Below are 22914 nucleotides of genomic sequence, written 5' to 3'. Positions count from 1 at the left end.
GCCGGGGCACCAACCCTCCCTCTCAAGGAGAACCGCAATGGCAGTGCATCCCATCTACGCGCAGTACACCCCCCTCGTTGCTGAGGAGATCGCTTACGTTCGCAATGAGAACGAGGTGGTGCTCGCCATTGGCTCGTACCGGATCCCCTCGTCGGCGAACGACCTGACCCAGCTCGGCGAAGTGGCCGAACTGATCCGCAAAATCAGGGACGAAGCTGACCGTGGCCACCGGGATCTGCTGGCCAGGATCGCGTTCCTGAAGCAGCAGGAGCAGCACCGGGCGCTGGCCCACGCCACGCAGCAGGGCGCGACCGCGGCGGGCGCCATGTTCCGGCGGCCCTGCTCGTGTGGCGCGTCCGATGACCAGCGCCTGGTGCACCGTCTCGACGGGCCGTGCCACCCGGTGTCGCCTGAGGTTCAGCCCTGCTCGACGTGCAACGGGACGGGCTGCCCGGACTGCTCCAGCACCGGCCTGGCCGTCCTGAACACCCAGCAGTCCGCACCGGCCCAGATCCACCAGTTCCCGCAAGCCCCAACCGCTCCGGTGTCCCTTCCGACACCGGCCAACTGATCTCCAACACAGAAAAGGAAAGACACATGGCTGACACCCTCCGCAAGGGCGACATCATCGCCCACGCCGTCTCGATCGCCGACATCAAGGAGGAGGCGTTCAAGGCGGACCCGAAGCTCATGGATAAGGCCTATGTCGCGTTTATGGCTGCCATTCAGGACAAGGTCGCCAAGGGCAACAAGGTGCGGATCACCGGGTTCGGGTCGTGGGAGCTGGTTCACAAGCCCGCCCGCACCGCCCGCAACCCCAACACCGGGGAGACGGTGAACGTCGCCGAGACGTGGAAGATCCGCTTCAAGACCTCCCCGAACTTCGAGGGCCTGGCCAAGGAAGCGCAGCAGAAGAAGGCGGCCAAGCCCTGATGCAAGCACGAATGTTCCGAGGCGTCGGAATGGTGCGGGTGTTCGCCTCCTGGGATGCCAGGAGGCGCACCTTCGGCGCCTACGCCAAGGACATCAACGACACGATCATGTGGCAGATCGGCCAGCTCGCCGACCTGCCGACGATCGGGGACCTGCGGAGCGCACTCCAGGCGCGCCGGATGGATCTCACGATCGAGGTGGCTGCTGCTCTCCTGGGTGACCAGGAGGGCGGCACCGCCGCACCCCTCGCGAGCACTACAGATAGCCGGAAGTTACAGGGAGTTGTCCAGTGATCGAAGGCCCCATGGAGGCGGCCCTCTTCATTTTCGTCGTGGTCGTCCTCGGCATCGCCGTCGTGTTCGGCTACCTCGGGCTCGCTGCTGGCGACACGCGACCCAGCCGCCACGAGTGCCAGTGGGAGACGCTGGCGGCTACCCCTCTACCCCCGTTCCCGTTCCAGCACGCTCAGACCGCCGTGCTCAAGCGGTGCGACGGATGCGGCGAGCTGCAGACCATGAACCTGACCGGGCAATGGACGCTCACCCAGCTAACCAGCGCCGCCGGCCTAGTCGACGCGGACGGCACCGCCGCGGCCGAGGAGGGAACCCGATGAGGTTCCTCATCCCGGTGATCGTCGTCGCTGTGGTCGCCGTCGCGGTCGTCGTCGTCGTCTGGATGACGACCCGCACCCCGGACGCCCGCCGCGCCAAGCAGGAGCTCGTCCACACCCGGGAGGAGCTCACCCGCTACGAGGAGTTCGTCGCCAGCCTGTACGCCCTGGCGATCCAGAACCAGGACATCGACTACTTCGCGCAGACCGTCACAGCCCAGGTCCGCGCATTCCACACCAACCCCTCACCTCGGAAGGTCATCCGATGAACCCCCGCAAGACCATCCCCCTGATCGCGCTGCTCGCCTTCGCCGCCACGGCGTGCGCCTCCGTCAACACCGAGCCCGATGAGACGGCGGTCGTCTACTACGGCGCGATGGGATCCGCGACCAAGTTCGAGAAGTGCGTCAACCCGTCCAAGAGGGAAAGCGTCAGCATCAGCGACAACTCGTGGACCTACCCGGCAGGGCAGCGCACGTTCGACTTCTCCGGCTCTGAGGGTGCCGAGTCCAAGCCGCTGGAAGTCGTGTCCAAGGACAACGTCAAGATGACCGTTCCCGGCGTGGTGACGTTCGCGCTCAACACCGACTGCAAGACGCTGCAGCAGTTCCACGACCGCATCGGCCGGAAGTTCAGCGCCTTCTTCTACGGCACCGGCCTGGACCGCAGCGAGGCCGGATGGAACCAGATGCTCAGCACCTACCTGCGGGTTCCGCTGGATCGGGCGCTCGACGCCGCTTCCCAGGAGTTCGAGTGGCGCAAGCTGTTCAACGACCCGGCGACGAAGCAGGCGTGGGAGAAGCGCGTCGGGGAGCTGGCGCGGGGCTACATCCAGGAGACCGCGCGCGGTCAGTTCTTCTGCCAGCCCAGCTACGCCGGTTCCGGTGACTGCGGCGACATCGTCCTGACGATCCAGAAGCCCGAGCCGCCGGAGGAGCTGGTGAAGGCGCTCGCGGCGGTCGAGGCCGCGAAGGCGCAAAACCTCGCCCAGCAGCAGATCAACACGAAGGTCGACACCGAGCTGGAGTCCATGAGGAAGCTCGTGGACGTCCTCGGTCCGGAGGCGTACGTGCAGCTCAAGGCTGTGGAGTCCGGTAAGGCAACGGTCGTCGTTGGCGGCAGCAACGGCGTCAACGTCAACGCTGGCCAGAAGTAAGCCGGGGGAGGGCCGCGCTACCCGGCGCGGCCCTCATCCCCCTGAGGAGAGACGTTGAAAACGAACCTTGTCCTAGTCGTGTGGCTGGCACTCGCGGCCGCCCTGATAGCCCTCAGCTCCGTGTGGTCCCCGCTGAGGTACACGCTGATCACCATTGGCGCGATCAGCATGGCTCTCACCGCGCTGTTCGTCGGCGAGGGCATCGCCCAGGACGTGCGCCGCGCCGTACGGAAGCGCCGGAACGAACGGCGCATAGAGCGGGAATGGGCCCGTTTCAACCACAGGGAGGGCCGATGACGCTCCCCAACGTGATCGGGCCGATCCCGGCATGGCACTGGGATGCCGCGTGCGGCAACCTCGGCAAGCTGTTCGGATCCAAGGAGCCCGAGGACATCGCCCAGCAGAAGAAGGTGTGCGCAGCCTGCCCCGTGCTGGCCAAGTGCAGCGAGCACGCCAAGGCGACTCGGAAAAACCAACTGCCGGACCTGGTCGTGGCCGGACTGACACGAGAAGAACGCCGCAGCAGCCCGGTCGACGGCGGCCTGGTCGACGAGCCCCGCGAATGCCTGGAGTGCGGCGACGAGAAGCCACTGGAGCAGTTCGTGAAGAAGACCAGCATGACCGGCGGGCGGTCGCGGGTGTGTAAGACCTGCACGAACAAGCTCGCGCGAGCGGCGTACGCGGCCCGGAAGGCGGCGGCCCAATGACCGCCCGGATCTGGCTCTACGACGCGGCGGTGAAATCCCCGTATGACGCGGCCCCGGAGGCCCGCTTCCTGTTCGACGTGCGGACGGTCGCTCACGCGCGGGAACTCGCGGCGGCCATGCACCCGGACGCGCCGCCGCTGGCCGCGCTGGTGGTGACCCGGTGCGAGTACGGCACGTGCGGCAGGACGAGCATGATCTCGGAGGAGCACGCGCCCACGATCGAGCGCGCCCGGGAGCTGCTGGCGGACGAGCGAGCCTTCCACGGCGGCTGGTATCAGGCCCTCTACCAGGGGCGGCTGGCAGACATCTGCCAGTGGCATTACGAGGTCGACCGGGAGACGAACATGTCTCAGCCGGTCGGCACGGAGGCCGCCAAGCGGCGGGCCGCCGAAGCGGCGCCGGTCGGCGGCGACCAGCTCGACCTCTTCGGGAGCATGCTGTGACCGAGCTGCTGATGCCGGAAGAGGCCGCGGACTGGATCCGCCAGCACGTCTGGACGGACGGCATGCGCCGCGTCGAGTTCCAGGTCAGGCCCGGCTTCTACACCCGGTGCGAGTGCCAGCGCGACGTCTGCCACCAGTGCAGCCGCGGCGTGCATGAGAGGTGCAACGCCATCCCGCGCCAGAACCGCGAGGGGATGATCGCCGACAAGTCGGGGGTGGCCCCGGCGTGCTTCACCGAGCGAGACCGGTACGAGCACGTCACGATCGACGGGGCGCCGCAACGTACGGTCGTCGCCCAGGTGTGGCTGGCTGACCGGATCTGCCGGTGGGCCTGCCGGTGCGACTGCGCAGGCACGCTGCCGTTGTCGCTGATCAACGCGGGCTGGATCCGACGAAACGCCTGGACGCGCACCTTCGCTGACCGGATGGTCCGCCAGTACGGCGACCGGTACGAGCAGTGCCCATGCCAGGAAGACGTCAGCGAGGAGCAGAGCGGCGACTGCCCGCCCCCGAGCACCACCGGTATCCCGGACGGCTGGCTCAACGGCGGGACCATCTTCGACCAGCGCTGCCAGCTCCTCCCGCCCATCGCCGTGTGGCTGGCCGACCGGACATGCCGGCCGCTGCCCAAACGTGTGCCTCCTGTCGCTGTCCCCGGCGGCGAGCAGGACGCACTTCCCGGTTTCGACATTCTGAGAGGAACACGATGAACAACGACCAGCACGACGCCCCCGGCCCGTTCAGCAACCGGCGCAAGAAGAAGCCCCGGAAGATCAACGGCAAGAAGATCGTCAAGCAGAAGAAGACGCAGGACTACCCGTTCCCGAGGCACTCCGTCATGTGGAACGGCGAGGTCGTTTGCATCGTCGAGGGCTACGGCGTCACCGAGCAGGACCTGGCCAGCGCCCGCGCGATGGTTCTCGGCTTCTCCCACACGGGAGGCATGTGATGACGGACGCGGGGTTCATGACCAGCCCAGCCCTGGAGGGTGATGTCGATGGCAGGTAACACCACCGTGCGGAAGCCCCGGACCTACGTGGAAGGTGCCCGGCATGGGACGCTGACCGGCTACACCGAGGACCTGTGCGGCTGCGAGAAGTGCCTTCCCCTCGCGACCAAGGTCCAGAAGATGTACCGCCTCGGCCTGAAGCTGAAGGTCGACGCCGCCCCGGTGCGCAGGCGCATCAACGAGTTGCGACGCACGATGAGCCTGCAGGACCTAGCCAACCAGTCCGGCCTCACCAGGGTGACGATCACGAAAATCCAGTACGGCAAGCAGGCCGGGGTGCTGCGGGGCACCGCAGAGAAGATCTTCGCGGTCACTCCGATGAACGGGAAAAACATGCTGATCGACGCGACCGGATCGCGTCGCCGCGTCCAGGCGTTGACCGCCATGGGCTGGACCAGCGACGAGATCAGCGTACGCATCGGCCAGCAGAACGGCAGCACACGAACGAACCTCACCGACGTCCTGAACAACCCCAGGGTCACCCGGGGCCTGGCGGACTCGATCATCGCCGTCTACGCGGAGATGAGTGCTCAGAAGCCGCTCATGGGATTCGGCAATCGCCGCGCCAAGGCCCGCGCGCAGCGCAGGAAGTGGGCGCCGCCGCCGGCGTGGGGCGGCGCGAACATCGACGACCCGGCCGCCCGGCCGGACTGGGAAGCGGTGCTGTGCGAGTTCGTCGTGTGTGGTCGCTCAGTGAGACCAGGGCGGAGCCACTGCGGGCAGTGCGGGAAGTGGCTGGAGGAACACGGCACGCTCGACGGCTACGTCCCGTCGAGGAACGGGGAGGCGCTCGTGGAGAACGCCCGGTTCATTTCGCGCGCCGAGGGCCTATCCCTGAGCGAGGAGACCGAGGCGACGCTGGTCGCGGAACGGCTCGGCGTCCCCATGCTGACGATGAAGCGGGCCCTTGAGCGGCGCCCGCAGAAGGACCGAAACACCGACACGCAAGCAGAACTGCTAGCGGAACTATCAGGAGCAGCGAAGTGAGAGGAAAAGCCAGCCTCAGACCCCCCGAGGCGGCGCGGCACTTCGGCGGCTGCCGGGAGTGCGGCAAGGTCCGGTATGGCATGAAGAAGGTGGCCAAGCTCGCGGCCAGGCAGCTCCACCCGGGCCAGAACCTGCGGGCGTACCGGTGCGGCGACTACTGGCACTTCGGCCCTGCGGCGGTGGCCAAGGAGAACCGCCAGCGGATCCTGGGCGCGCGGCCGTACCTGGTCATCGTCGACGAGTGCGTGCGCTTGCCGTGGGAGACATCATGACGCGCCCCATCACCCACAAGGACGGCGACCGATGAGCTGGGACGACTTCGACTTCGACTACGGGTACGGCCGCCGCCGGATGTCGTCGCGCAAGGTGGCGATCGGCGCGATCGGCACACTGGCAACGATCGTCATCGGCGCCGCAGTGGTCGCCGAGATCAACGACGACGACACCGACGACGACGCCGTTACCGCCGTCTGCGTCGACCCCAACAGCATGACGGACGAAGGCCTCGTCATCGTCGACGACCGGTTCTGCACCCCGGACGGCTCCCACAGCGGCTACGTCTACGTATTCGGCGGCTCGTCGAGTGGCAACCGGATCAGCGGAGGAACCACCTTCCGCCCGGGCGACGTCACCATCACCACCCGCAAGGGCACAGTCATCCAGCGCGGCGGGTTCGGCGGCCGCGGCGGAAGCGGAGGAAGCTGATGATGAAGCGACCAAGGCTCAACGTCGACCAGCGCCAGTACCTGGGCCTCATCCTCGACGAAGCGTTCGGCACCGACGTCAGACCGGAAGCGGCCCGGCTGGTGCTCGGCCGGTTCTTCGCGGCGCTGTCGGACTGGTGCGAACCGGACTTGTTCACCCTCGGATACACCGGGTGGCGGGAAGCGGACCGCGACCGGGTGCGGGAGGACCTGACGGAGATCCGGAATCAGGTCGGCCCGATGCGTCTCATCGTCGGGTTCGACCCCGAGAAGCGCACCCCGACCGGCGGCGACATGCACGCCTACGACTGGGGCCAGGAGGCACCGGGCGTGATCGTGGAGTGCCTGCCCGCGCCGTGGGACATCCCCGAGCTGGCCAGGTCTGCCGGGCCGTACCGCAACGGGGCGATCGTCGAACGAGTCCTCGCGGCCACTGGCTCGAAAGCGATGTTGGCCCACCTGCACCCGTCATCACGAGGCGCGGCCGGCACCGCCGCGTACGCCAAGTTCCGGCGCCTGGACGTAGTGAGGAGGTCAGCGGTATGAGCGCAGACCCGGTAGATGGCCAGATACAGGCGGCGACAGAGCACGCGCACCGCATCGTTACCGGTTTTTACAGAGGCCCTAGGGTGCTCGGCCCGCGCGGGTGGGTGGACCACATGTCGGACGTTTTCACGACCGCCTACCACCAATTCCCTCAAGAGTGCGGTCACCTGCGGAACCCTCAGCCGGTGTTCGGCACGCTGCGGGAGATGGGCTTCCTGCGGTGCCAGCCCTGTTTCGACGCGTACACCGAGGCGGAGACGTGGTCGACGTGCGACCGGTGCGGCGCCAACCGCGGCGACGTGTCCAGTAGCGCCGTGACGAGGGGGCCGTTGGTTCTGATGCTGCATCTGTGCGCTTCGTGCACGGCGGCGTCGTTGGCCGAGCAGGAGTAGACGAGCCGTGTTCTCCAAGGTGCACATGAGCTCCTGCGGTGACCCGAGGAAGGGCCGCAGAGGTAGGCGCTTCTGCGACAAGAAGGTCTGGTGGACGAAGACCCAGACCGGCAACGCGGACTTCGCGGTCAACCTGAAGGAGGACCCGAAGGGGAACACGGCGGTGTGGTGCGACGCGACCGGGACGCTCCGGTCGCGTCGTATCACCGACGAGCGTCCGCTGATGCGGCATGAACGGCAGATGATGCCGCACGTCGCGACATGCAAGCCCCCGCCACGAAGGACCGCGCCTCCTCCTCGGCCGCCGCGGCCGCCACGGCCCAGGCCGGCGGCGGGGGAGTTCTACGCGCGGCTCGACGTGCCGACCACCGCGACGCCCGACGACATCAAACGGGCGTACCGGCGGCTCGCTCGCCAACTTCACCCGGACGCCAACCCCGGTGACGAGGCGGCGGCCGAACGCTTCAAGGGGGTCACCGAGGCGTACACGACGCTGTCGGACCCCGCTAAACGCGCAACGTACGACTTGACCGGCCGGGCGCCACGCCCAGGTCGTTAACGCATATCAGGAGAGACCACATGGAAGATGACGACACCCTCGTCGCGGGGCAAGACCTCGTCGACGAGGCGCAGGAGCTGGCCGGCGTGTATCAGATGGCGCTGATGCAGGGGATGAAGCGCAGCCCTGGCGACCTGCAGCAGGCTCGCCGGTACGCGCTCGGCAGAGTCGCCGGAGTCGTCGCCGGTCAGGCGGTCGCGGTGGAACGCCACCGGATCGCGTTGGCGTTGATGCGTCGCTCGGTCAACCTCGGCCCGGGTGGTGAACACCGCATGGTCGACCTCGGCCAGGGACGGCAGCGCCCCGCTGACGACCCGCTCGTGGAAGGGCTGCGTGAGGTGGTGCCGTGGCGGTGGCTGCGGCACGGCATGGCCAGAGTCATCTACCGTGTCCTGGCTGAGATGGTCCGTCATGACCAGGTCTGATCTCCCTTCCCTCAAGGGACCTATGCACGACGACGGGGGAAGTGATGGCCGAAAGCCTGGTCGGGGAGGTGTGCGCCTGGTTGGAGACGCCCGCAGCGGAAGGGTTGACAGGGGCCGAACGCCTGGTCCTGCTCATCATCGCGGAGCGGTGCAATAAGACGACTCGGAAGATGTGGGCGTACAAGGGTGACGGCAAGACGCTGACGGATGTCATCGCCGCCCGGGTCGGCGTCGAGGTCGACTCGTTGACGAAGGTGTTCCGGCGTCTCGCGTTGCGGGGCCTGGAGGTGCGTGTGCCGATCGCGACGAACAGCCGGGGGCAACCAGTGTTCGCCGTCCGGGGGCGCTCCAGCGACTACATCCTGCCGTTCCTCCCGGCGTCGTACGAGCTGCCACCACCGGGAAAGACCGGATCACCGTCCGGGCAATAAAGGGTCGGGGGGCTGTGGATAACTCGTCCACGAGCCCCCCAAACCGGCCAGAAAGCCCGGATGAGAATCCGGGCAATCACGGACGAGGATCCGGGCAATCGCTCGGAATGCCCGGACGAGGATCCGGGCCCATCCCTATAAAAGCTTCCCTATCTATCCCTATACACATAGATCTCTCCGTACGTGGCTTAGGTGGAAGGGGGAAGATCACGGCCCGGAGAACGCGGAAGATGACGCAAGCGCTCACGCAAGCACGAAGGACCACGACATGACCCAGCCCGCCATCCGCTACGCCTACGGCGCCCTCGCCGCCCTCCTCGTCGAAATGCGCGAAGACTGGGACATCGACCAAGTCCTCCGCGAGCTCGTCGGCTGCCCCTGGTCACACCGACTCGTCGTCGAGTCCGTCCTCGCCGCACGAGACGAAGACGGCCCACGCCTCCGCGTCCGCGACGCCATCGTGAAACTCCCCTCCCAAGCCCAACGCATGCCCCCCGAACAGCTCGCCGCCTGGCGCGACCACGCCGACCGAATCCTCAACCGCCACCGACCCGGAGACGACACATGAGCTGCCTCATCAGCCTCCGCTGCGACACCCCACGCTGCGGCTCCCACGTCTACTACGTCGCGAGGTCCCCAGTACACGCCCGAGAGCAAGCCGCTCTCGACAGAGGCTGGACCTACACCGCCGGCCGCGACCACTGCCGGGCCTGCACAGCCAGGCGGACCCCAGACGCTCCCCTCGTCGCTGAGCACTTCCCCACGAACAACGCGACACGAGAAACGGGCCAGAAACACGTCTAGAACGCTCTCAGACGCAAGCTAAAGCGCTCGCGCGTCCGATCCGACCAAAGACACGGGGGCCACGCTCCGAAACGCTCAGAGAGCCACGTACGGATCCGTAAGGGAAAACGCAGCAACACCACCAACACCAGTCACAGCAAATGACCGGTTAGCCAAGACACAAGGTCGGCGGTGCCCTCGCGAGGCGGCTTGGGCTCGCTGACGACCTTCGGGCGCGGTCGCGGGCGCGACGGCACGCACCCCTTCTGACCTGGGAAAACAGGTGTTACATGATCGTGATCCGTAAAGGGGCCATAAGGGTCGTCAGGAAACCTGATGGGGCGTAAGCTTTAGCTATGAACAAAACGATGAAAGTTCGGGGGGCGGCGGCTGCGGCGATTGCCGCCATCCTGATCACGGGCGCGGTACTTCTCCCGGCGTCGTACGCGGTCGCCGCCGGTGTGCCTGCCCTCGCCGCACCCTGCCCGGACCCCTTGCCGGAAGGCACGGTGTGCGTGACGGCCGACCCCACGGCGACCGCGACCGTGACCGAAAAGGCCACGGTGACGGCGACGGCGACGGCGACCGCCACGGCGACCGCCACGGCGACCGCGACCGCGACCGCCACGGCGACCGTGACGGCCACGGCGACGGCGACCAGGACGGCCACGGCGACCGCCACGGCGACCGCCACAGTCACCCCGTCACCTTCGGTCTCGGTGAGTTTCGTGTCCGCTCAGCCGCTCCCAGCGGTTCCGGTCCAGACTCCTCCGGTGCCGTCACCTCCGGTGCCTAGCCCGGTGTTCGCCCCAGCGGCGACCCCCGCGTGTGCGACTCCTCCGCTGGTCGGCGTGGCCTGCATCCCGCAAGCTGCGCCACAGATCAACACGACGGATGCCACAGCCGCTCAGCTTGCGGCGATGGATACCCCCATCCGTCTGGCGATCACTGCGGCTGGACTCGCCGTACTGGGGGCGATCGGAACCGCCATCTGGGTCGTGAAGCGGGGAGCGAAGCACGCCCCATCACGCAAGCAAAAGCGCAAGCGTAAGCCCGCTACCCGGCGGGACGTCGAAGGCGACGAAACCCTAGTCGCCTAACCAGCCCAACCAATCAGGACCGCCCGCATCAGGGCGGGCGGTCCCCTACCCCTCAAGGGGAGATCATGACCGAGAACACCACCACCGCCGCCGCCCCCGCCGAGGTCAAGCTGACGCTCTCTCTGGAGCTCGCGACCGCCCTCCTCCCGACCTTCGCCTGGCTGACCAGGGCGGAGACCCCCAAGGGCGGATCGGCGCGCGGTACGGCGTCCTTCTGGTCCTTTGTCGGCGGGATGCGCCCCAGCATCGCCACCCTCGTCAGCCTCCAGGCTGAGAACAAGCTGCACGGTGACGCGTTCATCGGTGAGGCTCTTATCGAGGCTCCGGAGGGGGACGACTTCCCCGCGACCTACGTCTACACCCAGGGCACGGGCAAGGCGGCGAAGCGCTTCACGACCCGCCAGTTCCACGGCATGTGGATCTTGGGTGTGGACGACAAGAGCCCGCTTGCGATCCCGGCGGGCGTCACCGTCTCCGACCTGACCAAGGCCATCACCGCCGTCATGCCTGACGCCATGGAGCAGATCAAGGCCCAGCGTGAGGAAGCCCGCAAGGCTGCCGAGAAGAAGGCGGCGGGCGACTTGATGGAGAACACGATTAAGGACCTGGTCGCAGCTATCGAGGTCGCGAAGAAACTCGGCTTGGACATCACCGCGCAGTCGGCCATGCTCGCCGCCTTCGAGAAGGCGAAGGCTGAGCAGGAGAAGGCCCAGCAGTAACCACCGCGCCGGGCGGCGTACCCGCGCCGCCCGGCTTCCCTCCCAACCAACCTAGCTAGGAGATCCATCCATGTTCCGCAACACGACCCCCACCAACCAGCTCATCATCGAAGCTTCCGAGGCGTACGCGTTGACCCTCGCCGTCCTGTCCATCCCCGTCGGCGTCGCGGTCGCGATCACCCGCGCTAACAAGCCGGTCGTGATCCTTAACCACGACGTCAGTTGCGAGGGCGTTGAGCACGCCCTGCGCTACTACTCGGAGGGGATCGCATCGCCGCTGGTCGAAGCTTTCGAGGCCGCCCACGCACTCTCTGAGTGCACCCAGGACCGGCTTATCGCAGGTGGCGTGCCTAACGGCCCGATCGAGATCGTTAACAGGGCTGAGATAAAGCGCCTTCACAAGATTCTGCTGAGCACGGAGGAGACGATCCGACGCGAGATCGTCAAAGAGTTCCTCGCCGGTCTCAGCTAGTCTCTGAGCTGGTCAAACGCACCCGCTAGCCATAGTGCTAGCGGGTGCTTTTGCGTTCCCAGGATCACGCACCCCCCCACCCCCCCCGGGGGGAGGGGGGCCGGGGCCGGTGTGTGTCGCTGTTTGGCTGGCTTTTGGGGGGTGTGTGGTGGTGTCGTTTTGCCGTGGTGGTGTGTCGGTGTGTGTTTGTTTGGGGGGTTGTGGGGTGATGATGTGGGGTGTGTGGGTGGATTTTGATGGTGCTGCGTGTCGTGCTGGTGTTGATCGTTCGACGGTGGGCCGGTGGGTGGCTGGTGGTCATCTTCGGTGTCTGGTGGTTGACCGGGTGTCGGGGGAGCCGCGTGCTCGTCGGCCGGGGGAGGCGGGGGGTCTGGTGAATGTTCGGGAGTTGTTGGAGTTGGAGCGGGTGATGCGTGGTCGGCGTGGCCGGCCTGGTGCGCGGTTGCCGCTAGCGTTCGGGCTTGCGTCTGGTGAGGAGGGTTCTGGTGGCTGGTAAGCGTGCGGTGAATGGTGTTGGGCCGGTGGGTCGGGTGGTTGCGGCGAATGTGCGTTTGTTGCGCCGGGGGCGTGGGTGGTCGCAGCAGGAGTTGAGCGAGCGGATGGCCGCTGCGGGGCGCCGGTTGTCTGATGTGTCGGTGACGAAGCTGGAAGCCGCCGCGGATGCGGGCGCGCTGCGGATGCGTCATGTGGATGTGGATGATCTGGTGGTGTTGGCGCGGGTGTTCGAGGTTGAGCCGGTGATGTTGTTGCGGCCGTTGGAGGTGCGGACGGTGGTGGAGGTCGCGAAGTGGGTTGAGTAGCGCTGAGGGTTGAGTCTCGGGGGCTCAACTCCCAGCGTTGGGGGTTTCTGGGAGCTGGTTGGGAGTTGGTCGGTGTGCGCGAAAAGACCTCACGGATTTCTGCGATCTTGCGCTCTAACTCACGATAATGTCTCTTATCGTGAGTTAGAATCAACGTAGTGATCAAGTAATTCGCAAGATCACAAATCGCGAGTGAGTCACCCAGCTCACACGCACTGACCAACCCGCTAGCAGAACGGCTTGCAACATGACCGCGACTCCCCGCCCCGTCCTCGACCCCTGCGTCCTCACCGCCGCCCCCGAGACGGCGCACTCCTTCAACGTCCCCACGTTCCCCGGCCTGACGCTCCTCGGTCAGGCCAGCTTCTCCTGCCGCACCGATGAGGCCGACGTGACCGGCGTGTGGCGCAACGACAACACCGGCAAGCTCTACTACGCCGACGACTGCGACGCCGAGTGGATGCCGGTGCCGAATGACGACCTCACCCGAGAGGACCTCATCCCGTGCACCGTCGACGAGCTCCAGGCCCACCTGGACAAGCGGCTCAACAGTGCCGAGTGGATCGACGACCGCGCGACGTTCGCTGACGCCATCTCCGCGCTGATGGACACCGTCCGCAAGGTGAGCGCCAGGCCCGACACCGCCACCCTCCAGCTCCCCGGCTTCCCCGGCTTGACCCTCCTCGGTCAGGTCAACTTCGCCTGCCACGCCGAGGAGGTCGACCTCACCGGAGTGTGGCGCGACGACGCCACTGGCAAGCTCTACTCCGGCAGCGACTACTACGCGCTGTGGATGGGCGTGCCCTCGCGGTCCTGCCTCGAACAGCACGAACTCGTGGAGCGCACCCCCGACGACGTGGAGTGGTACCTGAACGACCGGCTCGCCAGGGTCGAGGGGATGGACGACCACGCCCCGTGCATCGCCGCCATCGCGAAGCTGATGGACGTCGTCCGCACCCCCTGACCAGTTCCACCCCCCGGCCACGCGCCGGGGGCTTCCCCTCACCACCCCATGGAGAACCCCATGAACGACAAGCCGATGTATGGCTTCAACTACGACGGCGCAGGACTGGAAACGACCCGGAGAGCGCTGCTGGAAGGAGGTCTCGACCCCAGCGGCTACCTGCTGACCTACCTAGAGACCGGTGTCCGGGTCGAGCACGACAACCCGGAGACGGTGCGCGCCGCGCACGCCGCGCTGTCTCTGCTGAGCCGGCTCGGTCGGTGCTCGATGCTGACCCTGCCCACCGGGTGGGCACCCGAGACCGAGACCGCTATCTTCCGTTACGAAGCGGCCATGCGGGTCATCGCCGACGAGTTCGAGGCGGCCCAGCGGGCCATCGCCAACCAGGCCCGGCGCATCGTCGAGCAAGACCGTTCCGAACGCGCCCCCGATCGGAAGATGTGGAAGGCAGCTCTGCGTATCCCCGTGGGACGGGAGGCGGAGATCTGGCGGCTGCTGGAGGAGCGCGGCGTCGAGGTGTATCGCGTCTGGGAGGTCCAGTGGACGCCTCGCTCCGCCGAGTCTGAGGCCGGTGCCTGATGAGCGACTTCACCCGGAAGATTGTCGACGACCAGGCCGAGGGCGAACGCTCCAGCCTGGTGCACTACCTGCTGACGGGGGAGCACGGCACGATCGAGGTGCTGTTCATGCGGCCCCCGGAGAATGCTCCCCTCCTCTGGCAGGAGACCGGCGGTTGGCACGGCGGCGGTCTCGCCTACCACGCCCCGTTCCCCTACCAGGTCGGCCAGGAGCCGCGCGAGACCCCGTGCGAGTACGTCCCGGGCGGCCAGTGCTTCTACGACGTGTCGTATACGGGCTCGGAGAGCATCCTGCGCCAGTGGTGGGACGCGGGCCGGGACGACGACGTGGTGTGGCGTGCGGCTGAACTGCTGTACCGGGAGTTCTTCGTGGACATGACCCCGGAGGAGCACCTGCGCACACCGGAGGAGTTCCTGGAGGCTCTGGCCAAGCTGGTCGACGACGAGGAGACGGGGAAGTGAAAGCCTTCACGGTCGCCCGGTGCACCTTCTACCTGCGTGAACCCGGCCAGCGCGGCGGCTTCCAGTACACCAATCTCAACCAGCAGTTTCCGCCCGGAGAGGGCCTGCCCACGACGATGCCGCCCCAGATCGGGGACCTGGTCGGGGTGGGTACGGAGCTGTTCCGGGTCGTGAACCGGGAGTGGTCCTATCCGGCGCCCGGGTCGATGTATTGGCCATCCGGCCAGGGCCCATCAGGTCCGACGAACCTGACCCTGATGGTCGAGCGCGCCGAGGGGATGTTCATCGACGAGGAGGCAGCGACGTGACCGGTGAGGCGAAGGTGCCAGACGACATCAGCTCCTTGTGCGGTGACTGCGCTGTCGCGCCTGGCCAGGGCCATGATCTGCGCTGCGATGTGGCGCGATGCCCGTACTGCGGGACTCAGCGCTACGACTGCTTGGAGGGCATCGGCTGCGAGGAGGGCCGGAAGGCGGACCGGCCTGCCATCTGGAAAGGCCGGTGGGATACCGACATCGCGACCGAGCGGTACGGCTTGGCCAAGAGTGAGATCTACCGCTTGATCGAGGCGGGGCTGTTCGTGTGGGACCGCGATGATCAGGGGTGGAAGCTGCGGGAAGGTGCCGAGTGACCGGGGAGCTGGAGCTCCAAGGCGGTGGCGAGCTGGTGTCCGCCGAGGACGCCGCCCGCTGGGCCCGGCTCGTCGAGCTCGACGAGCTGGCGGAGGAGTTCGAGCCCCGCAGCGAGAACACGCTGCGCAGCTACGCGAGCGACTGGAGGGTCTGGGAGCGGTACATCGCCGACGTGGGCATCCCGCTGGAGGCCGGCACACCGGGCGCGTTCTTCGGGTTCGTGATCTGGAGGGGCAAGGAGGGCGCGGCTCCGTCGACCATCCAGCGGAACATGTACGGCGCGGCGGTGTGCCTGCGTGAGCGCGGGGTTGACGTACACCCGAACGGCCCGAAGAAGGCGAAGAAGGCGATCGACGCCCTCGTGCGGATGCTGGCCGAGGCGGGCGAGGAACGCGGCCGCGGTAAGGCTCCCGCGCTGACGATGATGCAGCTCCGCATGATGTCGAAGGCGCTGCCGGACACCCTGAAGGGCCTGCGCGACCGGGCGATCCTCACGGTCGGCTTCGGTATGGCGGCGCGCCGGTCGGAGCTGGCGAACCTCCGTACGCGCGACGTGGTCGTGACGGAGAAGGGCCTGCAGGTGTTCGCCCGGTACGGCAAGACCGGCGCCCGATCACCTGCGATCAAGAAGGGCGAGAACGAGTGGACGTGCGCGCAGCGCGCCTGGCAGGCGTGGGCGGCGGCCTCGGACCTCGACCCAGACGGGCCCGCGTTCCAGCGCTTCAACCGGCACAAGATGATGGGTCCGATCAGCGCGCAGGGCATCGGGATCGCCATCGCAGGCGCGGCCGAGGCGGTGGGCTTGGTGGGCATCACCGGGCACAGCATGCGCGCCGGCCTCGCCACGGCGGCGCGGGAGGCGAAGCACGACTACCGGACGATCGCCGAGCAGGGCGGATGGGCGCCGAACTCGACTGCGCTGCACGAGTACCTGCGGATCGTCGACCAGTGGGCGGACAACGCCACGGCGGGGATCGGAATGTAAGTCCCCTCCCGAACAGACGGAACCTGAGACCATGACTTTCCCCGATATGCAAGGAGCTTGAGGTGGCCAGCAAGCCGAAGAAGAACCGGTCCGCTCGCGACAAGCAGCTCGAACGGCAGCGCGCTCAGCGCCAGGCGAGGAAGCTGCAGAGCTTGTCGCCGCTCCAGCGCCTGCAGCCGCCGTTCAAGCTGTACGAGGAGTGGTTTCACGTCGGCGACTACGCCAAGGACGCGATCGTGCACTCGGCCCGTTTCGACGACCGGCTCGACGACACTGCCAAGGACCTCGCCGATGCGTTCGTTCGGCTCGGCCCGCGCTATCACGGCGTGGTGCCCAAGGCTGCAGTGTTCCTTGACCAGCAGATTCAGGAGGGTGTCATCCACATGGCTGTTCCGGGCGAGCCTGGCTCCTACCAGGATGTGCCGCTGATCGAGATGGCCGCTGGCGTGTCCAGTCCTGACACCCAGGAGGAACTGCGACGGCTCCGCCCGGACGAGATGCCCGAGGACAGCATGCCGATGACGGACGAGGGAGCGGCGATGGCTCTCCATGAGCTGCACGCGCTTGGCTATCTCATCGTGGACGACGATTTCGTGGTCAACGTCGCCTTCCCCCCGAAGACTCCCGGCGGCAAGTGGTGGCTTAACGGCCAAGCCGAACGGTAAGCAACACGCCCAGTGATGGACGCCTGCTTGCGGTGACTTGACAACAGTGCATATGCTGTCCGCCAGAGTAGAACACGCATGCCAAAGTGCTTGCATGACTGCACGTATGCGTCTCTGAGCCCGCGCGTGACGGACGTTCTCAACCCTCCGCGTGCTCTCCCGATCCCCCAGCGTTGATCTTGCTTAGAGACGCTCTCAGACGCTCAAAACTCAGAAGGCCCCGGAACCATCACGGTCCGGGGCCTTCCTCATGCCCCCGGCCCGGCGCGTCACTGCGTTATGGGGGTAGCGCGGACAACGCGCCGGGCTGGGTCACCACCCTCCACCCCTCGGAGCTCCCTCATGTACTGGCACACCTCCGACCACGCCAAGCAGGACGGCCGCAAACCCGGCGTCCTGGCCCACCGCGGCTTCTGGCTCCAAGACGTGCCCCGGCTCATGCTGTGGTGCCGACCCCGTGGCCACCGGCCGGTCGTCGACGGGTACGGCCCCCACGCGCGAGGCCTCGACGCGCGCCGCTGGGTGGCATGCGACCGGTGCGGAGTCCGGCCCGACCCGCAGGGCAACCTTGACCCGGACGCCTGGGCTGTCGGCCAACGTTACGACGGCGAGTTCGACCAGGGGGAGCGGCACGTCCTCACCACCGAGCTGGTGCAGAAGGCCATGAACCGCCTCCGCACCGGCCACAGCCTGCCGGGAGCGTGGCCGAAGCGCCCGACTGGCACGCTTGGCGGCGAGCTGCTCGTTGGCAAAACGTTCGGCGTGTTCTCCGTCGAGGTGAAGGTCGGCAACGCGGGCAGCGAGCAGACGCTGGCCGCGCACCTGCGGATCATGCCGCTGGGCGCCATCTACCTGCACACCGAGCGGTTCGGCACCTGGTTGCAGCGCCGCCTGATCCCGACCGGGTATGAGTCGCGGGTCATCGGCCTGAGCCTCGACGGCTGGCGGCTCTCCTGGAAGATCTGGGCCAAACGGAACTCCTGGTCGCGGGACACACTCCGCTGGCAGGACGGCTCCCTGAACCTCGACCTGGTGGAGCGGCTGTTCGGGCCGAAGCGCTACTCCTACGAGGACGCCGCCGGCCCCGAGTTCGCGCGGGTGCGGATGCCCGGCGGCGGCGGCGAGTACCAGATGCGGCTACAGCTGAAGCGGCAGCGATTCGGCCGCCCGAAGTCCCGGCGCCCGGTCATGTCGTGGTCCGTGGAATGGGAGTCCGACCGGCCGGTCCCCGTGCAGCCCGGCAAGGGCGGCATCACCGGGGGCTCCGTCAAGGTAACCGACCGCGCCGTGACGAACGGCCTGTGGATCGCAGACGCCTGCATCCAGCTCTGCGCCTCGGTGGCCGAGCAGCGCGTCCGGTACGACTACAGCCCGGCCGAGGAAGGCAGCGACCGATGAGCGCCATGAAGGCATACCCAGAGACGATCGCCCGCGTGTGCCACGAGGCGAACCGCGTCCTGCAGATCGCGGCAGGTGAGAAGCCGTCACCGCACTGGGACCAGGCCCCCGACTGGCAGACCTCCCCGGTCATCCAGGGCGTCGAAGCCGCTCTGGCCGGTGCCACACCGCAGGAGCTCCATGAGACGTGGTGCGACACGAAGCGCGCCGATGGGTGGACGTACGGCCGGTACAAGAACGCCAACACCAAGACGCACCCCTGCCTCGTGCCGTACGAGGACCTGCCCGACGAGCAGCGGATCAAAGATCACATGTTCTATGCGATCGTCCGCGCCATGTCCACGACCGACAGCCCCCGGGCGGAGGTGTGATGCAGCGCCACATCGAGTACATGCCGCTCCTGGACCTCCCGGCAGCGGCGCGGAACGCCAAGGACCACGACTTGGCCGCGATCCGCGCCTCGATCGAGACGTTCGGCTGCGTCGTCGCCGGAGAGATCGATGAACGCACCGGCCGGCTGGTCGTCGGCCATGGCCGCAAAGAGGTCCTGACGGCGATGGTCGACAGCGGCTCAACCCCTCCCGAGGGGGTGCGCCTGGCCGAGGACGGCACGTGGCTGGTGCCGATCGTACGTGGCTGGTCCTCGCGGTCCGACGCGGACGCCGAGGCGTACCTCATCGCGAACAACCGGACCAGCGAGAAAGGCGGCTGGGACGAGGCCATGCTGGCTGAGTCCCTGCTCACCATCCAGGAGGCCGACGCGGGACTGCTCGTCGTCACCGGCTACACGGCCGACGACCTGGCGGACCTGGACGCGGCGCTGGGAGCGGCGCTGGCCGGAGACATGGGCCCGGCCCACGACGCCGATGACGACGACGAGGCCATGCCGCAGGCGCAGGCACCTTCGGGGTTCCGCGAGTTCGACGAGGCGATCGACGTGGACTTCCGCTGTCCCTCGTGCAGCTACGAATGGAGCGGGAAGCCCAAGTGAAGCCGCTGTACCGGATCCCGTCGATGGCGGAGATCGCCGCCACCCCATGGAACGGCTTCAACGCGATCTCGACGTTCTCCGGGTGCGGCGGCTCATCGCTCGGCTACCGAATGGCCGGATTCCGGGTGCTGTGGGCGTCGGAGTTCATCCCCGCGGCCGCCGAGACGTACAAGGCGAACGCGGCGCCGTACACGGTCCTCGACACCCGCGACATCCGGAAGGTGACTGCGGCTGAGATCCTGGCCGCGACGGGCCTGGGCGTCGGCGAGATCGACCTGGTGGATGGGTCGCCGCCGTGCGCGTCGTTCTCCACGTCGGGTAAGCGCGAGGCCGGGTGGGGCACGGTCAAGCAGTACTCCGACACCCAGCAGCGCACGGACGACCTGTTCTTCGAGTTCGCTCGCCTGCTGCGGGACCTGCAGCCGCGCACGTTCGTCGCGGAGAACGTCGCGGGCCTGGTCCAGGGGACGGCGAAGGGCTACTTCAAGCGGATCCTGAAGACGCTGCGCGAGGCTGGTTACCGGGTGACGGCCCGGCTGCTCGAAGCGCAGTGGCTCGGCGTCCCGCAGAGACGGCAGCGGATCATCTTCGTCGGGGTCCGTAACGACCTGGGCGTGGAGCCTGTCCACCCTGCTCCGGAGCCGCATTACTACACCGTCCGGGATGCGGTCGGGGACCTGCCGGGGGCGTTCAACGACCTGGACAACGACCCGGAGACGGGCTACCCGATCACCATCCGGGGCTACTCGATCGAGCGGCTGTGGCGGCAGCTCAGGCCGGGCGAAGGCCACCCGGCGAGGCTGAACTTGAAGCGGCTCAGCTTCGACCAGGCGTCCCCGGTCATCGTGGCCAGAGCCGGAACGAAGGGCACGGCCGCGCTCACGCACCCGACCCACCCGCGTTACCTGACGATCCCGGAACTGCGCAGGATCGGCGGGTTCCCCGACGACTTCGTGCTCACCGGGAACTACGCGCGCCGCTGGGAGCGGATCGGGCGCGCGGTGCCGCCGCCGATGATGGCCAGGATCGCCGGGACAATCCGAGACAAGATCCTCATTCCGCTGCGGGACGCGGAGACACCATGTGCGGAGTAGCGGCGATCCTCGGGAAAGCGAACCTCGCGCTGGCCGCCGCCCGGCTCTCCCACCGTGGGCCGGACGCGGCGGCAGTCGTCACCGTGGCGGGCGTGACGCTCGCGCACACGCGGCTCGCGATTCAGGACCCCGGCGGCCGATCCGACCAGCCGTTCCGCGACGGCCCGGTGACGATCGCGTACAACGGCGAGATATATAACTCTGCTGACCTGCGGCTGGCGGTCGAGCGGGCCGACCCGGGCCGGGAGTGGAAGACGACCGGCGACACGGAGGTCCTCGCGGCCGCGCTGAACGTCCTCGGCCCGGACACGGCGCTCCCCATGGTCAACGGCATGTTCGCCGTCGCGTGGGCCGACGAGCGGCGGCCGGGCGTGCTTCACGTCGCGCGTGACCGGCACGGGGAGATCCCGTTTCACCTGCACCTGGCGCAGCCGGTCGCGGTGGCGTCCGAGCTGAAAGCGTTCACCGCGATGGGTCGGCCGGTGACGGAGAACAGCGTCGCCGACGTCCCCGCGGGGTGCTGGGCGGCGATCAGCCGTAAGGGCATCGCGTGGACGCGCTACCACAAGCAGGGGTGCGCGCCGGCGGCGTCGACCCTCGCGAAGGCAAGTGCCGCGCTGAAATCGTCCCTGGCGCGGGCCGTACGGCGGCGCCTGATCTCGGACGTGCCCGTGTGTTCGCTGCTGTCCGGCGGGATCGACTCGGCCGCGATCACCTACGAGCTGGTCCAGCACCGGCCGGGCCTGGTCGCGTACACCGCCCGCCTTGACCCGAAATCCAGGGATCTGCGGTGCGCGCGCGAGACCGCCGAGCAGCTCGGCATCGAGCTGGTGGAAGTCGACATCCCGGTGCCCACCGCATCGGACCTGGCCCGGGTGGTGTCCGTGATCGAAATGCCGTACAAGGCGCAGGTAGAGATCGGGTGGGCGTGCTTGCGCCTGGCCGACGCGATGCGCGGCGACGGCTTCAAGGTCACCTACTCCGGTGAGGGGTCCGACGAGCTGTGGGCGTCCTACGGCTTCGCGTACCACGCCCTGCAGACGACCGACTGGCACGTCTACCGGCGTGACCTGATGGCCACGCAGGCGCGGAAGAACTTCCCCCGCGTCAACAAGACCTTCATGGCGTCGAGCGTGGAAGGGCGCCTGCCGTTCTGCGACCCCGACCTTGTCGACCTCGCGCTGAGCCTGCCCAGACACGCGGTCGCGGACGGCAAGGCCCACCCGAAAGCCGTCCTGCAGCACGCCTACGCCGGGCTGCTGCCCGACTCGGTGGTCCGCCGCCCGAAGGTCGCGTTCCAGGACGGACTCGGCTTGAAGACCGCGATCACCCAAGTGCTGCACGACCCGGGCCGGTTCTACCGGGCCGAGTACCGGCGCGTCGTCCGGAGCGAACCATGACCGAAGACAGCGACATCGCCCATCAGTTCAACGCTGGCGGGTGGGAGTTCACCAGCAACGTGGTCGAGGTGTTCGACGACCACGTGCGCGCGTCCGTGCCGCACTACGACGTGATTCAGGACCTGGTCGCCGAGACCACTGACTGGCTCGTCCCGGCCGGCGGCCTGGTCGCGGACCTCGGGGCGTCGACCGGCATCACGGCCCAGCGGATCATCAAGCGGCACCCGGGCCGCGGTATCCGGTTCGCGCTGTACGACGAGCAGCCCGCGATGCTCGACAAAGCCGCGATCGAGCTGCGGAACCTCGGCGAGCACGACATCACGCTCAGCGCGGCCCGCATCCAGGAAGCGCCGCTCGCGCACGCGAACGCGGACCTGACGCTCGCCCTGTTCACGCTGCAGTTCCTCTCCTGGAAGGACCGGCTGGACGCGCTGCGCCTGGCCTGCGCGCACTCGAACGAGACGGGCGCGCTGATCGTCGCGGAGAAGATCCGGCCGGTTGACTCCCGGTGGGCTGAGATCGGCACCGACGTGGCGCACGACTACAAGGCCGAGCACGGGATCACCGACTCGGCGATCCGCGCGAAGGCCCGCGCGCTGCGTGGTGTGCTTCGGCCTTACCCGCAGGCCGCGACGATGCAGGCGATCACCATGGCGGGCTGGCACGCGCCGGAGGTGCTGTTCCGCTGGCATTCCTGGGCGGTCATTGGGGCGTTCGCGGCTGCTCAGTGAGCTTGCGTTCCAGGTCGGCGAGCGCCTCGTCGGGTGTGTCCCCGACTCCGACCGGGCTCGTGTTGGAGCTCCACCAGTCGTAGGCGATGCGGTCGCCGCCGTAGGCGTCCTGCGGGATGTCCCACGGCTCTCGCGGGAACGCGGCCCACAGGCCGCCTTCGTACCGGCCGCCGTGGCGGGTGGCGATGATCGTAACCGGGCGCATGCGGCCATTGTCTCGCACCAGAGGGGAGACAGC

At 67.8% G+C, this 22914-nt stretch carries 38 protein-coding genes; 36 read left to right on the top strand and 2 right to left on the bottom strand.

What is annotated here, in order from left to right:
* Positions 1-37: 37 nt before the first annotated feature.
* The 20 genes from J2853_RS12310 (at position 38) to J2853_RS12215 (ending at position 9470) form a co-directional block, all read left to right on the top strand.
* Complete coding sequence (locus tag J2853_RS12310; protein ID WP_307557447.1) at positions 38-571, top strand: hypothetical protein; 534 nt, start codon at positions 38-40, stop codon at positions 569-571.
* Between the two features lie 26 nt (positions 572-597).
* A complete protein-coding gene (locus tag J2853_RS12305) occupies positions 598-933 on the top strand; it encodes an HU family DNA-binding protein (protein WP_307557445.1) in 336 nt (111 codons plus the stop codon).
* 11 nt (positions 934-944) lie between these two features.
* Complete coding sequence (locus J2853_RS12300; protein ID WP_307557443.1) at positions 945-1226, top strand: hypothetical protein; 282 nt, start codon at positions 945-947, stop codon at positions 1224-1226.
* Positions 1223-1546, top strand: a complete 324-nt coding sequence (locus J2853_RS12295; protein ID WP_307557441.1) for a hypothetical protein — start codon at positions 1223-1225, stop codon at positions 1544-1546. The genes J2853_RS12300 and J2853_RS12295 overlap by 4 nt, the downstream gene beginning before the upstream one ends.
* Positions 1543-1812, top strand: a complete 270-nt coding sequence (locus J2853_RS12290) for a hypothetical protein (RefSeq protein ID WP_307557439.1) — start codon at positions 1543-1545, stop codon at positions 1810-1812. Before J2853_RS12295 ends, J2853_RS12290 begins: the two co-directional genes overlap by 4 nt.
* The gene (locus tag J2853_RS12285) at positions 1809-2699 is read left to right on the top strand and encodes an SPFH domain-containing protein (protein WP_307557437.1); all 891 of its coding nucleotides are present in this window, start codon (positions 1809-1811) and stop codon (positions 2697-2699) included. The genes J2853_RS12290 and J2853_RS12285 overlap by 4 nt, the downstream gene beginning before the upstream one ends.
* A 54-nt stretch (positions 2700-2753) precedes the next feature.
* The gene (locus tag J2853_RS12280) at positions 2754-2996 is read left to right on the top strand and encodes a hypothetical protein (protein ID WP_307557435.1); all 243 of its coding nucleotides are present in this window, start codon (positions 2754-2756) and stop codon (positions 2994-2996) included.
* Positions 2993-3406 (top strand): WhiB family transcriptional regulator, encoded by a 414-nt coding sequence (locus tag J2853_RS12275; protein ID WP_307557433.1) that lies wholly within the window; start codon positions 2993-2995, stop codon positions 3404-3406. Before J2853_RS12280 ends, J2853_RS12275 begins: the two co-directional genes overlap by 4 nt.
* Complete coding sequence (locus J2853_RS12270) at positions 3403-3849, top strand: hypothetical protein (RefSeq protein ID WP_307557431.1); 447 nt, start codon at positions 3403-3405, stop codon at positions 3847-3849. The genes J2853_RS12275 and J2853_RS12270 overlap by 4 nt, the downstream gene beginning before the upstream one ends.
* Positions 3846-4559 carry a DUF6248 family natural product biosynthesis protein gene (locus J2853_RS12265; protein WP_307557429.1) on the top strand — a complete coding sequence of 238 codons (714 nt, stop codon included), beginning with the start codon at positions 3846-3848 and terminating at the stop codon, positions 4557-4559. The genes J2853_RS12270 and J2853_RS12265 overlap by 4 nt, the downstream gene beginning before the upstream one ends.
* Positions 4556-4798 carry a hypothetical protein gene (locus J2853_RS12260; protein ID WP_307557427.1) on the top strand — a complete coding sequence of 81 codons (243 nt, stop codon included), beginning with the start codon at positions 4556-4558 and terminating at the stop codon, positions 4796-4798. The genes J2853_RS12265 and J2853_RS12260 overlap by 4 nt, the downstream gene beginning before the upstream one ends.
* 48 nt (positions 4799-4846) lie before the next feature.
* Complete coding sequence (locus J2853_RS12255; protein WP_307557425.1) at positions 4847-5845, top strand: helix-turn-helix domain-containing protein; 999 nt, start codon at positions 4847-4849, stop codon at positions 5843-5845.
* Complete coding sequence (locus J2853_RS12250; RefSeq protein ID WP_307557423.1) at positions 5842-6117, top strand: hypothetical protein; 276 nt, start codon at positions 5842-5844, stop codon at positions 6115-6117. The genes J2853_RS12255 and J2853_RS12250 overlap by 4 nt, the downstream gene beginning before the upstream one ends.
* Before the next feature lie 31 nt (positions 6118-6148).
* Positions 6149-6550: a hypothetical protein gene (locus J2853_RS12245; RefSeq protein WP_307557421.1), complete on the top strand. Its 402-nt coding sequence runs from the start codon at positions 6149-6151 to the stop codon at positions 6548-6550.
* On the top strand, positions 6550-7095 hold the full coding sequence (locus tag J2853_RS12240; protein ID WP_307557419.1) for a hypothetical protein: 546 nt from the start codon (positions 6550-6552) through the stop codon (positions 7093-7095). Before J2853_RS12245 ends, J2853_RS12240 begins: the two co-directional genes overlap by 1 nt.
* A 113-nt stretch (positions 7096-7208) precedes the next feature.
* Entirely contained in the window at positions 7209-7487 is a 279-nt protein-coding gene (locus tag J2853_RS12235; protein ID WP_307557417.1) for a hypothetical protein, read from the top strand.
* Between the two features lie 7 nt (positions 7488-7494).
* Complete coding sequence (locus J2853_RS12230) at positions 7495-8046, top strand: J domain-containing protein (RefSeq protein WP_370879235.1); 552 nt, start codon at positions 7495-7497, stop codon at positions 8044-8046.
* A gap of 20 nt (positions 8047-8066) precedes the next feature.
* Positions 8067-8471, top strand: a complete 405-nt coding sequence (locus J2853_RS12225) for a hypothetical protein (protein ID WP_307557415.1) — start codon at positions 8067-8069, stop codon at positions 8469-8471.
* A 44-nt stretch (positions 8472-8515) separates the two neighbouring features.
* Positions 8516-8902, top strand: coding sequence for a helix-turn-helix domain-containing protein (locus J2853_RS12220; protein WP_307557413.1), 387 nt, complete (start codon positions 8516-8518; stop codon positions 8900-8902).
* A 268-nt stretch (positions 8903-9170) separates the two neighbouring features.
* The gene (locus J2853_RS12215) at positions 9171-9470 is read left to right on the top strand and encodes a hypothetical protein (protein ID WP_307557411.1); all 300 of its coding nucleotides are present in this window, start codon (positions 9171-9173) and stop codon (positions 9468-9470) included.
* A 501-nt stretch (positions 9471-9971) separates the two neighbouring features.
* On the opposite strand, the gene J2853_RS12210 is transcribed toward J2853_RS12215, so the two are convergent.
* Positions 9972-10385, bottom strand: coding sequence for a hypothetical protein (locus tag J2853_RS12210; protein ID WP_307557410.1), 414 nt, complete (start codon positions 10383-10385; stop codon positions 9972-9974).
* 465 nt (positions 10386-10850) lie between these two features.
* Here J2853_RS12210 and J2853_RS12205 point away from each other — a divergent pair, with 465 nt between their 5' ends.
* The 16 genes from J2853_RS12205 to J2853_RS12130 all read left to right on the top strand — a co-directional run bounded on the left by J2853_RS12205 (position 10851) and on the right by J2853_RS12130 (position 22676).
* A complete protein-coding gene (locus J2853_RS12205; protein ID WP_307557407.1) occupies positions 10851-11504 on the top strand; it encodes a hypothetical protein in 654 nt (217 codons plus the stop codon).
* 70 nt (positions 11505-11574) lie between these two features.
* Positions 11575-11976: a hypothetical protein gene (locus J2853_RS12200; RefSeq protein ID WP_307557406.1), complete on the top strand. Its 402-nt coding sequence runs from the start codon at positions 11575-11577 to the stop codon at positions 11974-11976.
* A gap of 485 nt (positions 11977-12461) precedes the next feature.
* On the top strand, positions 12462-12776 hold the full coding sequence (locus J2853_RS12195) for a hypothetical protein (RefSeq protein ID WP_307557404.1): 315 nt from the start codon (positions 12462-12464) through the stop codon (positions 12774-12776).
* Positions 12777-13023: 247 nt separating this feature from the next.
* The gene (locus J2853_RS12190) at positions 13024-13740 is read left to right on the top strand and encodes a hypothetical protein (RefSeq protein ID WP_307557402.1); all 717 of its coding nucleotides are present in this window, start codon (positions 13024-13026) and stop codon (positions 13738-13740) included.
* A gap of 60 nt (positions 13741-13800) precedes the next feature.
* On the top strand, positions 13801-14319 hold the full coding sequence (locus J2853_RS12185) for a hypothetical protein (RefSeq protein ID WP_307557401.1): 519 nt from the start codon (positions 13801-13803) through the stop codon (positions 14317-14319).
* Positions 14319-14780, top strand: coding sequence for a hypothetical protein (locus tag J2853_RS12180; protein ID WP_307557399.1), 462 nt, complete (start codon positions 14319-14321; stop codon positions 14778-14780). Before J2853_RS12185 ends, J2853_RS12180 begins: the two co-directional genes overlap by 1 nt.
* Positions 14777-15088 (top strand): hypothetical protein, encoded by a 312-nt coding sequence (locus J2853_RS12175; RefSeq protein ID WP_307557397.1) that lies wholly within the window; start codon positions 14777-14779, stop codon positions 15086-15088. Before J2853_RS12180 ends, J2853_RS12175 begins: the two co-directional genes overlap by 4 nt.
* Positions 15085-15411, top strand: coding sequence for a hypothetical protein (locus J2853_RS12170; RefSeq protein WP_307557395.1), 327 nt, complete (start codon positions 15085-15087; stop codon positions 15409-15411). The genes J2853_RS12175 and J2853_RS12170 overlap by 4 nt, the downstream gene beginning before the upstream one ends.
* Positions 15408-16397 carry a tyrosine-type recombinase/integrase gene (locus J2853_RS12165; RefSeq protein ID WP_307557393.1) on the top strand — a complete coding sequence of 330 codons (990 nt, stop codon included), beginning with the start codon at positions 15408-15410 and terminating at the stop codon, positions 16395-16397. The genes J2853_RS12170 and J2853_RS12165 overlap by 4 nt, the downstream gene beginning before the upstream one ends.
* Before the next feature lie 62 nt (positions 16398-16459).
* On the top strand, positions 16460-17062 hold the full coding sequence (locus tag J2853_RS12160) for a hypothetical protein (RefSeq protein ID WP_307557391.1): 603 nt from the start codon (positions 16460-16462) through the stop codon (positions 17060-17062).
* Positions 17063-17404: 342 nt separating this feature from the next.
* Positions 17405-18460, top strand: a complete 1056-nt coding sequence (locus tag J2853_RS12155; protein ID WP_307557389.1) for a hypothetical protein — start codon at positions 17405-17407, stop codon at positions 18458-18460.
* Positions 18461-18465: 5 nt separating this feature from the next.
* Positions 18466-18831 (top strand): RyR domain-containing protein, encoded by a 366-nt coding sequence (locus J2853_RS12150; RefSeq protein WP_307557387.1) that lies wholly within the window; start codon positions 18466-18468, stop codon positions 18829-18831.
* On the top strand, positions 18831-19451 hold the full coding sequence (locus J2853_RS12145; RefSeq protein WP_307557385.1) for a ParB N-terminal domain-containing protein: 621 nt from the start codon (positions 18831-18833) through the stop codon (positions 19449-19451). The genes J2853_RS12150 and J2853_RS12145 overlap by 1 nt, the downstream gene beginning before the upstream one ends.
* On the top strand, positions 19448-20545 hold the full coding sequence (locus J2853_RS12140) for a DNA cytosine methyltransferase (protein WP_307557383.1): 1098 nt from the start codon (positions 19448-19450) through the stop codon (positions 20543-20545). The genes J2853_RS12145 and J2853_RS12140 overlap by 4 nt, the downstream gene beginning before the upstream one ends.
* On the top strand, positions 20533-21945 hold the full coding sequence (locus J2853_RS12135) for an asparagine synthetase B family protein (protein WP_307557381.1): 1413 nt from the start codon (positions 20533-20535) through the stop codon (positions 21943-21945). The genes J2853_RS12140 and J2853_RS12135 overlap by 13 nt, the downstream gene beginning before the upstream one ends.
* Positions 21942-22676, top strand: coding sequence for a methyltransferase domain-containing protein (locus tag J2853_RS12130; RefSeq protein ID WP_307557379.1), 735 nt, complete (start codon positions 21942-21944; stop codon positions 22674-22676). Before J2853_RS12135 ends, J2853_RS12130 begins: the two co-directional genes overlap by 4 nt.
* On the opposite strand, the gene J2853_RS12125 is transcribed toward J2853_RS12130, so the two are convergent.
* Complete coding sequence (locus tag J2853_RS12125; protein WP_307557377.1) at positions 22648-22881, bottom strand: hypothetical protein; 234 nt, start codon at positions 22879-22881, stop codon at positions 22648-22650. The two genes, J2853_RS12130 and J2853_RS12125, sit on opposite strands and share 29 nt — an antisense overlap.
* Between the last annotated feature and the right edge of the window lie 33 nt (positions 22882-22914).

The sequence above is a fragment of the Streptosporangium lutulentum genome, assembly GCF_030811455.1.
Lineage (GTDB): Bacteria > Actinomycetota > Actinomycetes > Streptosporangiales > Streptosporangiaceae > Streptosporangium > Streptosporangium lutulentum.
This window is presented reverse-complemented; position numbering and strand designations above follow the sequence as displayed.

What these genes read in the sequence shown, in the direction of transcription:
- J2853_RS12310 (WP_307557447.1), top strand. Translation starts at nt 38, where the DNA reads ATGGCAGTGCATCCCATCTACGCGCAGTACACCCCCCTCGTTGCTGAG.
- J2853_RS12305 (WP_307557445.1), top strand. Translation starts at nt 598, where the DNA reads ATGGCTGACACCCTCCGCAAGGGCGACATCATCGCCCACGCCGTCTCG.
- J2853_RS12300 (WP_307557443.1), top strand. Translation starts at nt 945, where the DNA reads ATGTTCCGAGGCGTCGGAATGGTGCGGGTGTTCGCCTCCTGGGATGCC.
- J2853_RS12290 (WP_307557439.1), top strand. Translation starts at nt 1,543, where the DNA reads ATGAGGTTCCTCATCCCGGTGATCGTCGTCGCTGTGGTCGCCGTCGCG.
- J2853_RS12285 (WP_307557437.1), top strand. Translation starts at nt 1,809, where the DNA reads ATGAACCCCCGCAAGACCATCCCCCTGATCGCGCTGCTCGCCTTCGCC.
- J2853_RS12275 (WP_307557433.1), top strand. Translation starts at nt 2,993, where the DNA reads ATGACGCTCCCCAACGTGATCGGGCCGATCCCGGCATGGCACTGGGAT.
- J2853_RS12270 (WP_307557431.1), top strand. Translation starts at nt 3,403, where the DNA reads ATGACCGCCCGGATCTGGCTCTACGACGCGGCGGTGAAATCCCCGTAT.
- J2853_RS12260 (WP_307557427.1), top strand. Translation starts at nt 4,556, where the DNA reads ATGAACAACGACCAGCACGACGCCCCCGGCCCGTTCAGCAACCGGCGC.
- J2853_RS12255 (WP_307557425.1), top strand. Translation starts at nt 4,847, where the DNA reads ATGGCAGGTAACACCACCGTGCGGAAGCCCCGGACCTACGTGGAAGGT.
- J2853_RS12245 (WP_307557421.1), top strand. Translation starts at nt 6,149, where the DNA reads ATGAGCTGGGACGACTTCGACTTCGACTACGGGTACGGCCGCCGCCGG.
- J2853_RS12240 (WP_307557419.1), top strand. Translation starts at nt 6,550, where the DNA reads ATGATGAAGCGACCAAGGCTCAACGTCGACCAGCGCCAGTACCTGGGC.
- J2853_RS12235 (WP_307557417.1), top strand. Translation starts at nt 7,209, where the DNA reads ATGTCGGACGTTTTCACGACCGCCTACCACCAATTCCCTCAAGAGTGC.
- J2853_RS12225 (WP_307557415.1), top strand. Translation starts at nt 8,067, where the DNA reads ATGGAAGATGACGACACCCTCGTCGCGGGGCAAGACCTCGTCGACGAG.
- J2853_RS12220 (WP_307557413.1), top strand. Translation starts at nt 8,516, where the DNA reads ATGGCCGAAAGCCTGGTCGGGGAGGTGTGCGCCTGGTTGGAGACGCCC.
- J2853_RS12215 (WP_307557411.1), top strand. Translation starts at nt 9,171, where the DNA reads ATGACCCAGCCCGCCATCCGCTACGCCTACGGCGCCCTCGCCGCCCTC.
- J2853_RS12205 (WP_307557407.1), top strand. Translation starts at nt 10,851, where the DNA reads ATGACCGAGAACACCACCACCGCCGCCGCCCCCGCCGAGGTCAAGCTG.
- J2853_RS12200 (WP_307557406.1), top strand. Translation starts at nt 11,575, where the DNA reads ATGTTCCGCAACACGACCCCCACCAACCAGCTCATCATCGAAGCTTCC.
- J2853_RS12190 (WP_307557402.1), top strand. Translation starts at nt 13,024, where the DNA reads ATGACCGCGACTCCCCGCCCCGTCCTCGACCCCTGCGTCCTCACCGCC.
- J2853_RS12185 (WP_307557401.1), top strand. Translation starts at nt 13,801, where the DNA reads ATGAACGACAAGCCGATGTATGGCTTCAACTACGACGGCGCAGGACTG.
- J2853_RS12180 (WP_307557399.1), top strand. Translation starts at nt 14,319, where the DNA reads ATGAGCGACTTCACCCGGAAGATTGTCGACGACCAGGCCGAGGGCGAA.
- J2853_RS12155 (WP_307557389.1), top strand. Translation starts at nt 17,405, where the DNA reads ATGTACTGGCACACCTCCGACCACGCCAAGCAGGACGGCCGCAAACCC.
- J2853_RS12150 (WP_307557387.1), top strand. Translation starts at nt 18,466, where the DNA reads ATGAAGGCATACCCAGAGACGATCGCCCGCGTGTGCCACGAGGCGAAC.
- J2853_RS12145 (WP_307557385.1), top strand. Translation starts at nt 18,831, where the DNA reads ATGCAGCGCCACATCGAGTACATGCCGCTCCTGGACCTCCCGGCAGCG.
- J2853_RS12135 (WP_307557381.1), top strand. Translation starts at nt 20,533, where the DNA reads ATGTGCGGAGTAGCGGCGATCCTCGGGAAAGCGAACCTCGCGCTGGCC.
- J2853_RS12130 (WP_307557379.1), top strand. Translation starts at nt 21,942, where the DNA reads ATGACCGAAGACAGCGACATCGCCCATCAGTTCAACGCTGGCGGGTGG.
- J2853_RS12125 (WP_307557377.1), bottom strand. Translation starts at nt 22,881, where the DNA reads ATGCGCCCGGTTACGATCATCGCCACCCGCCACGGCGGCCGGTACGAA.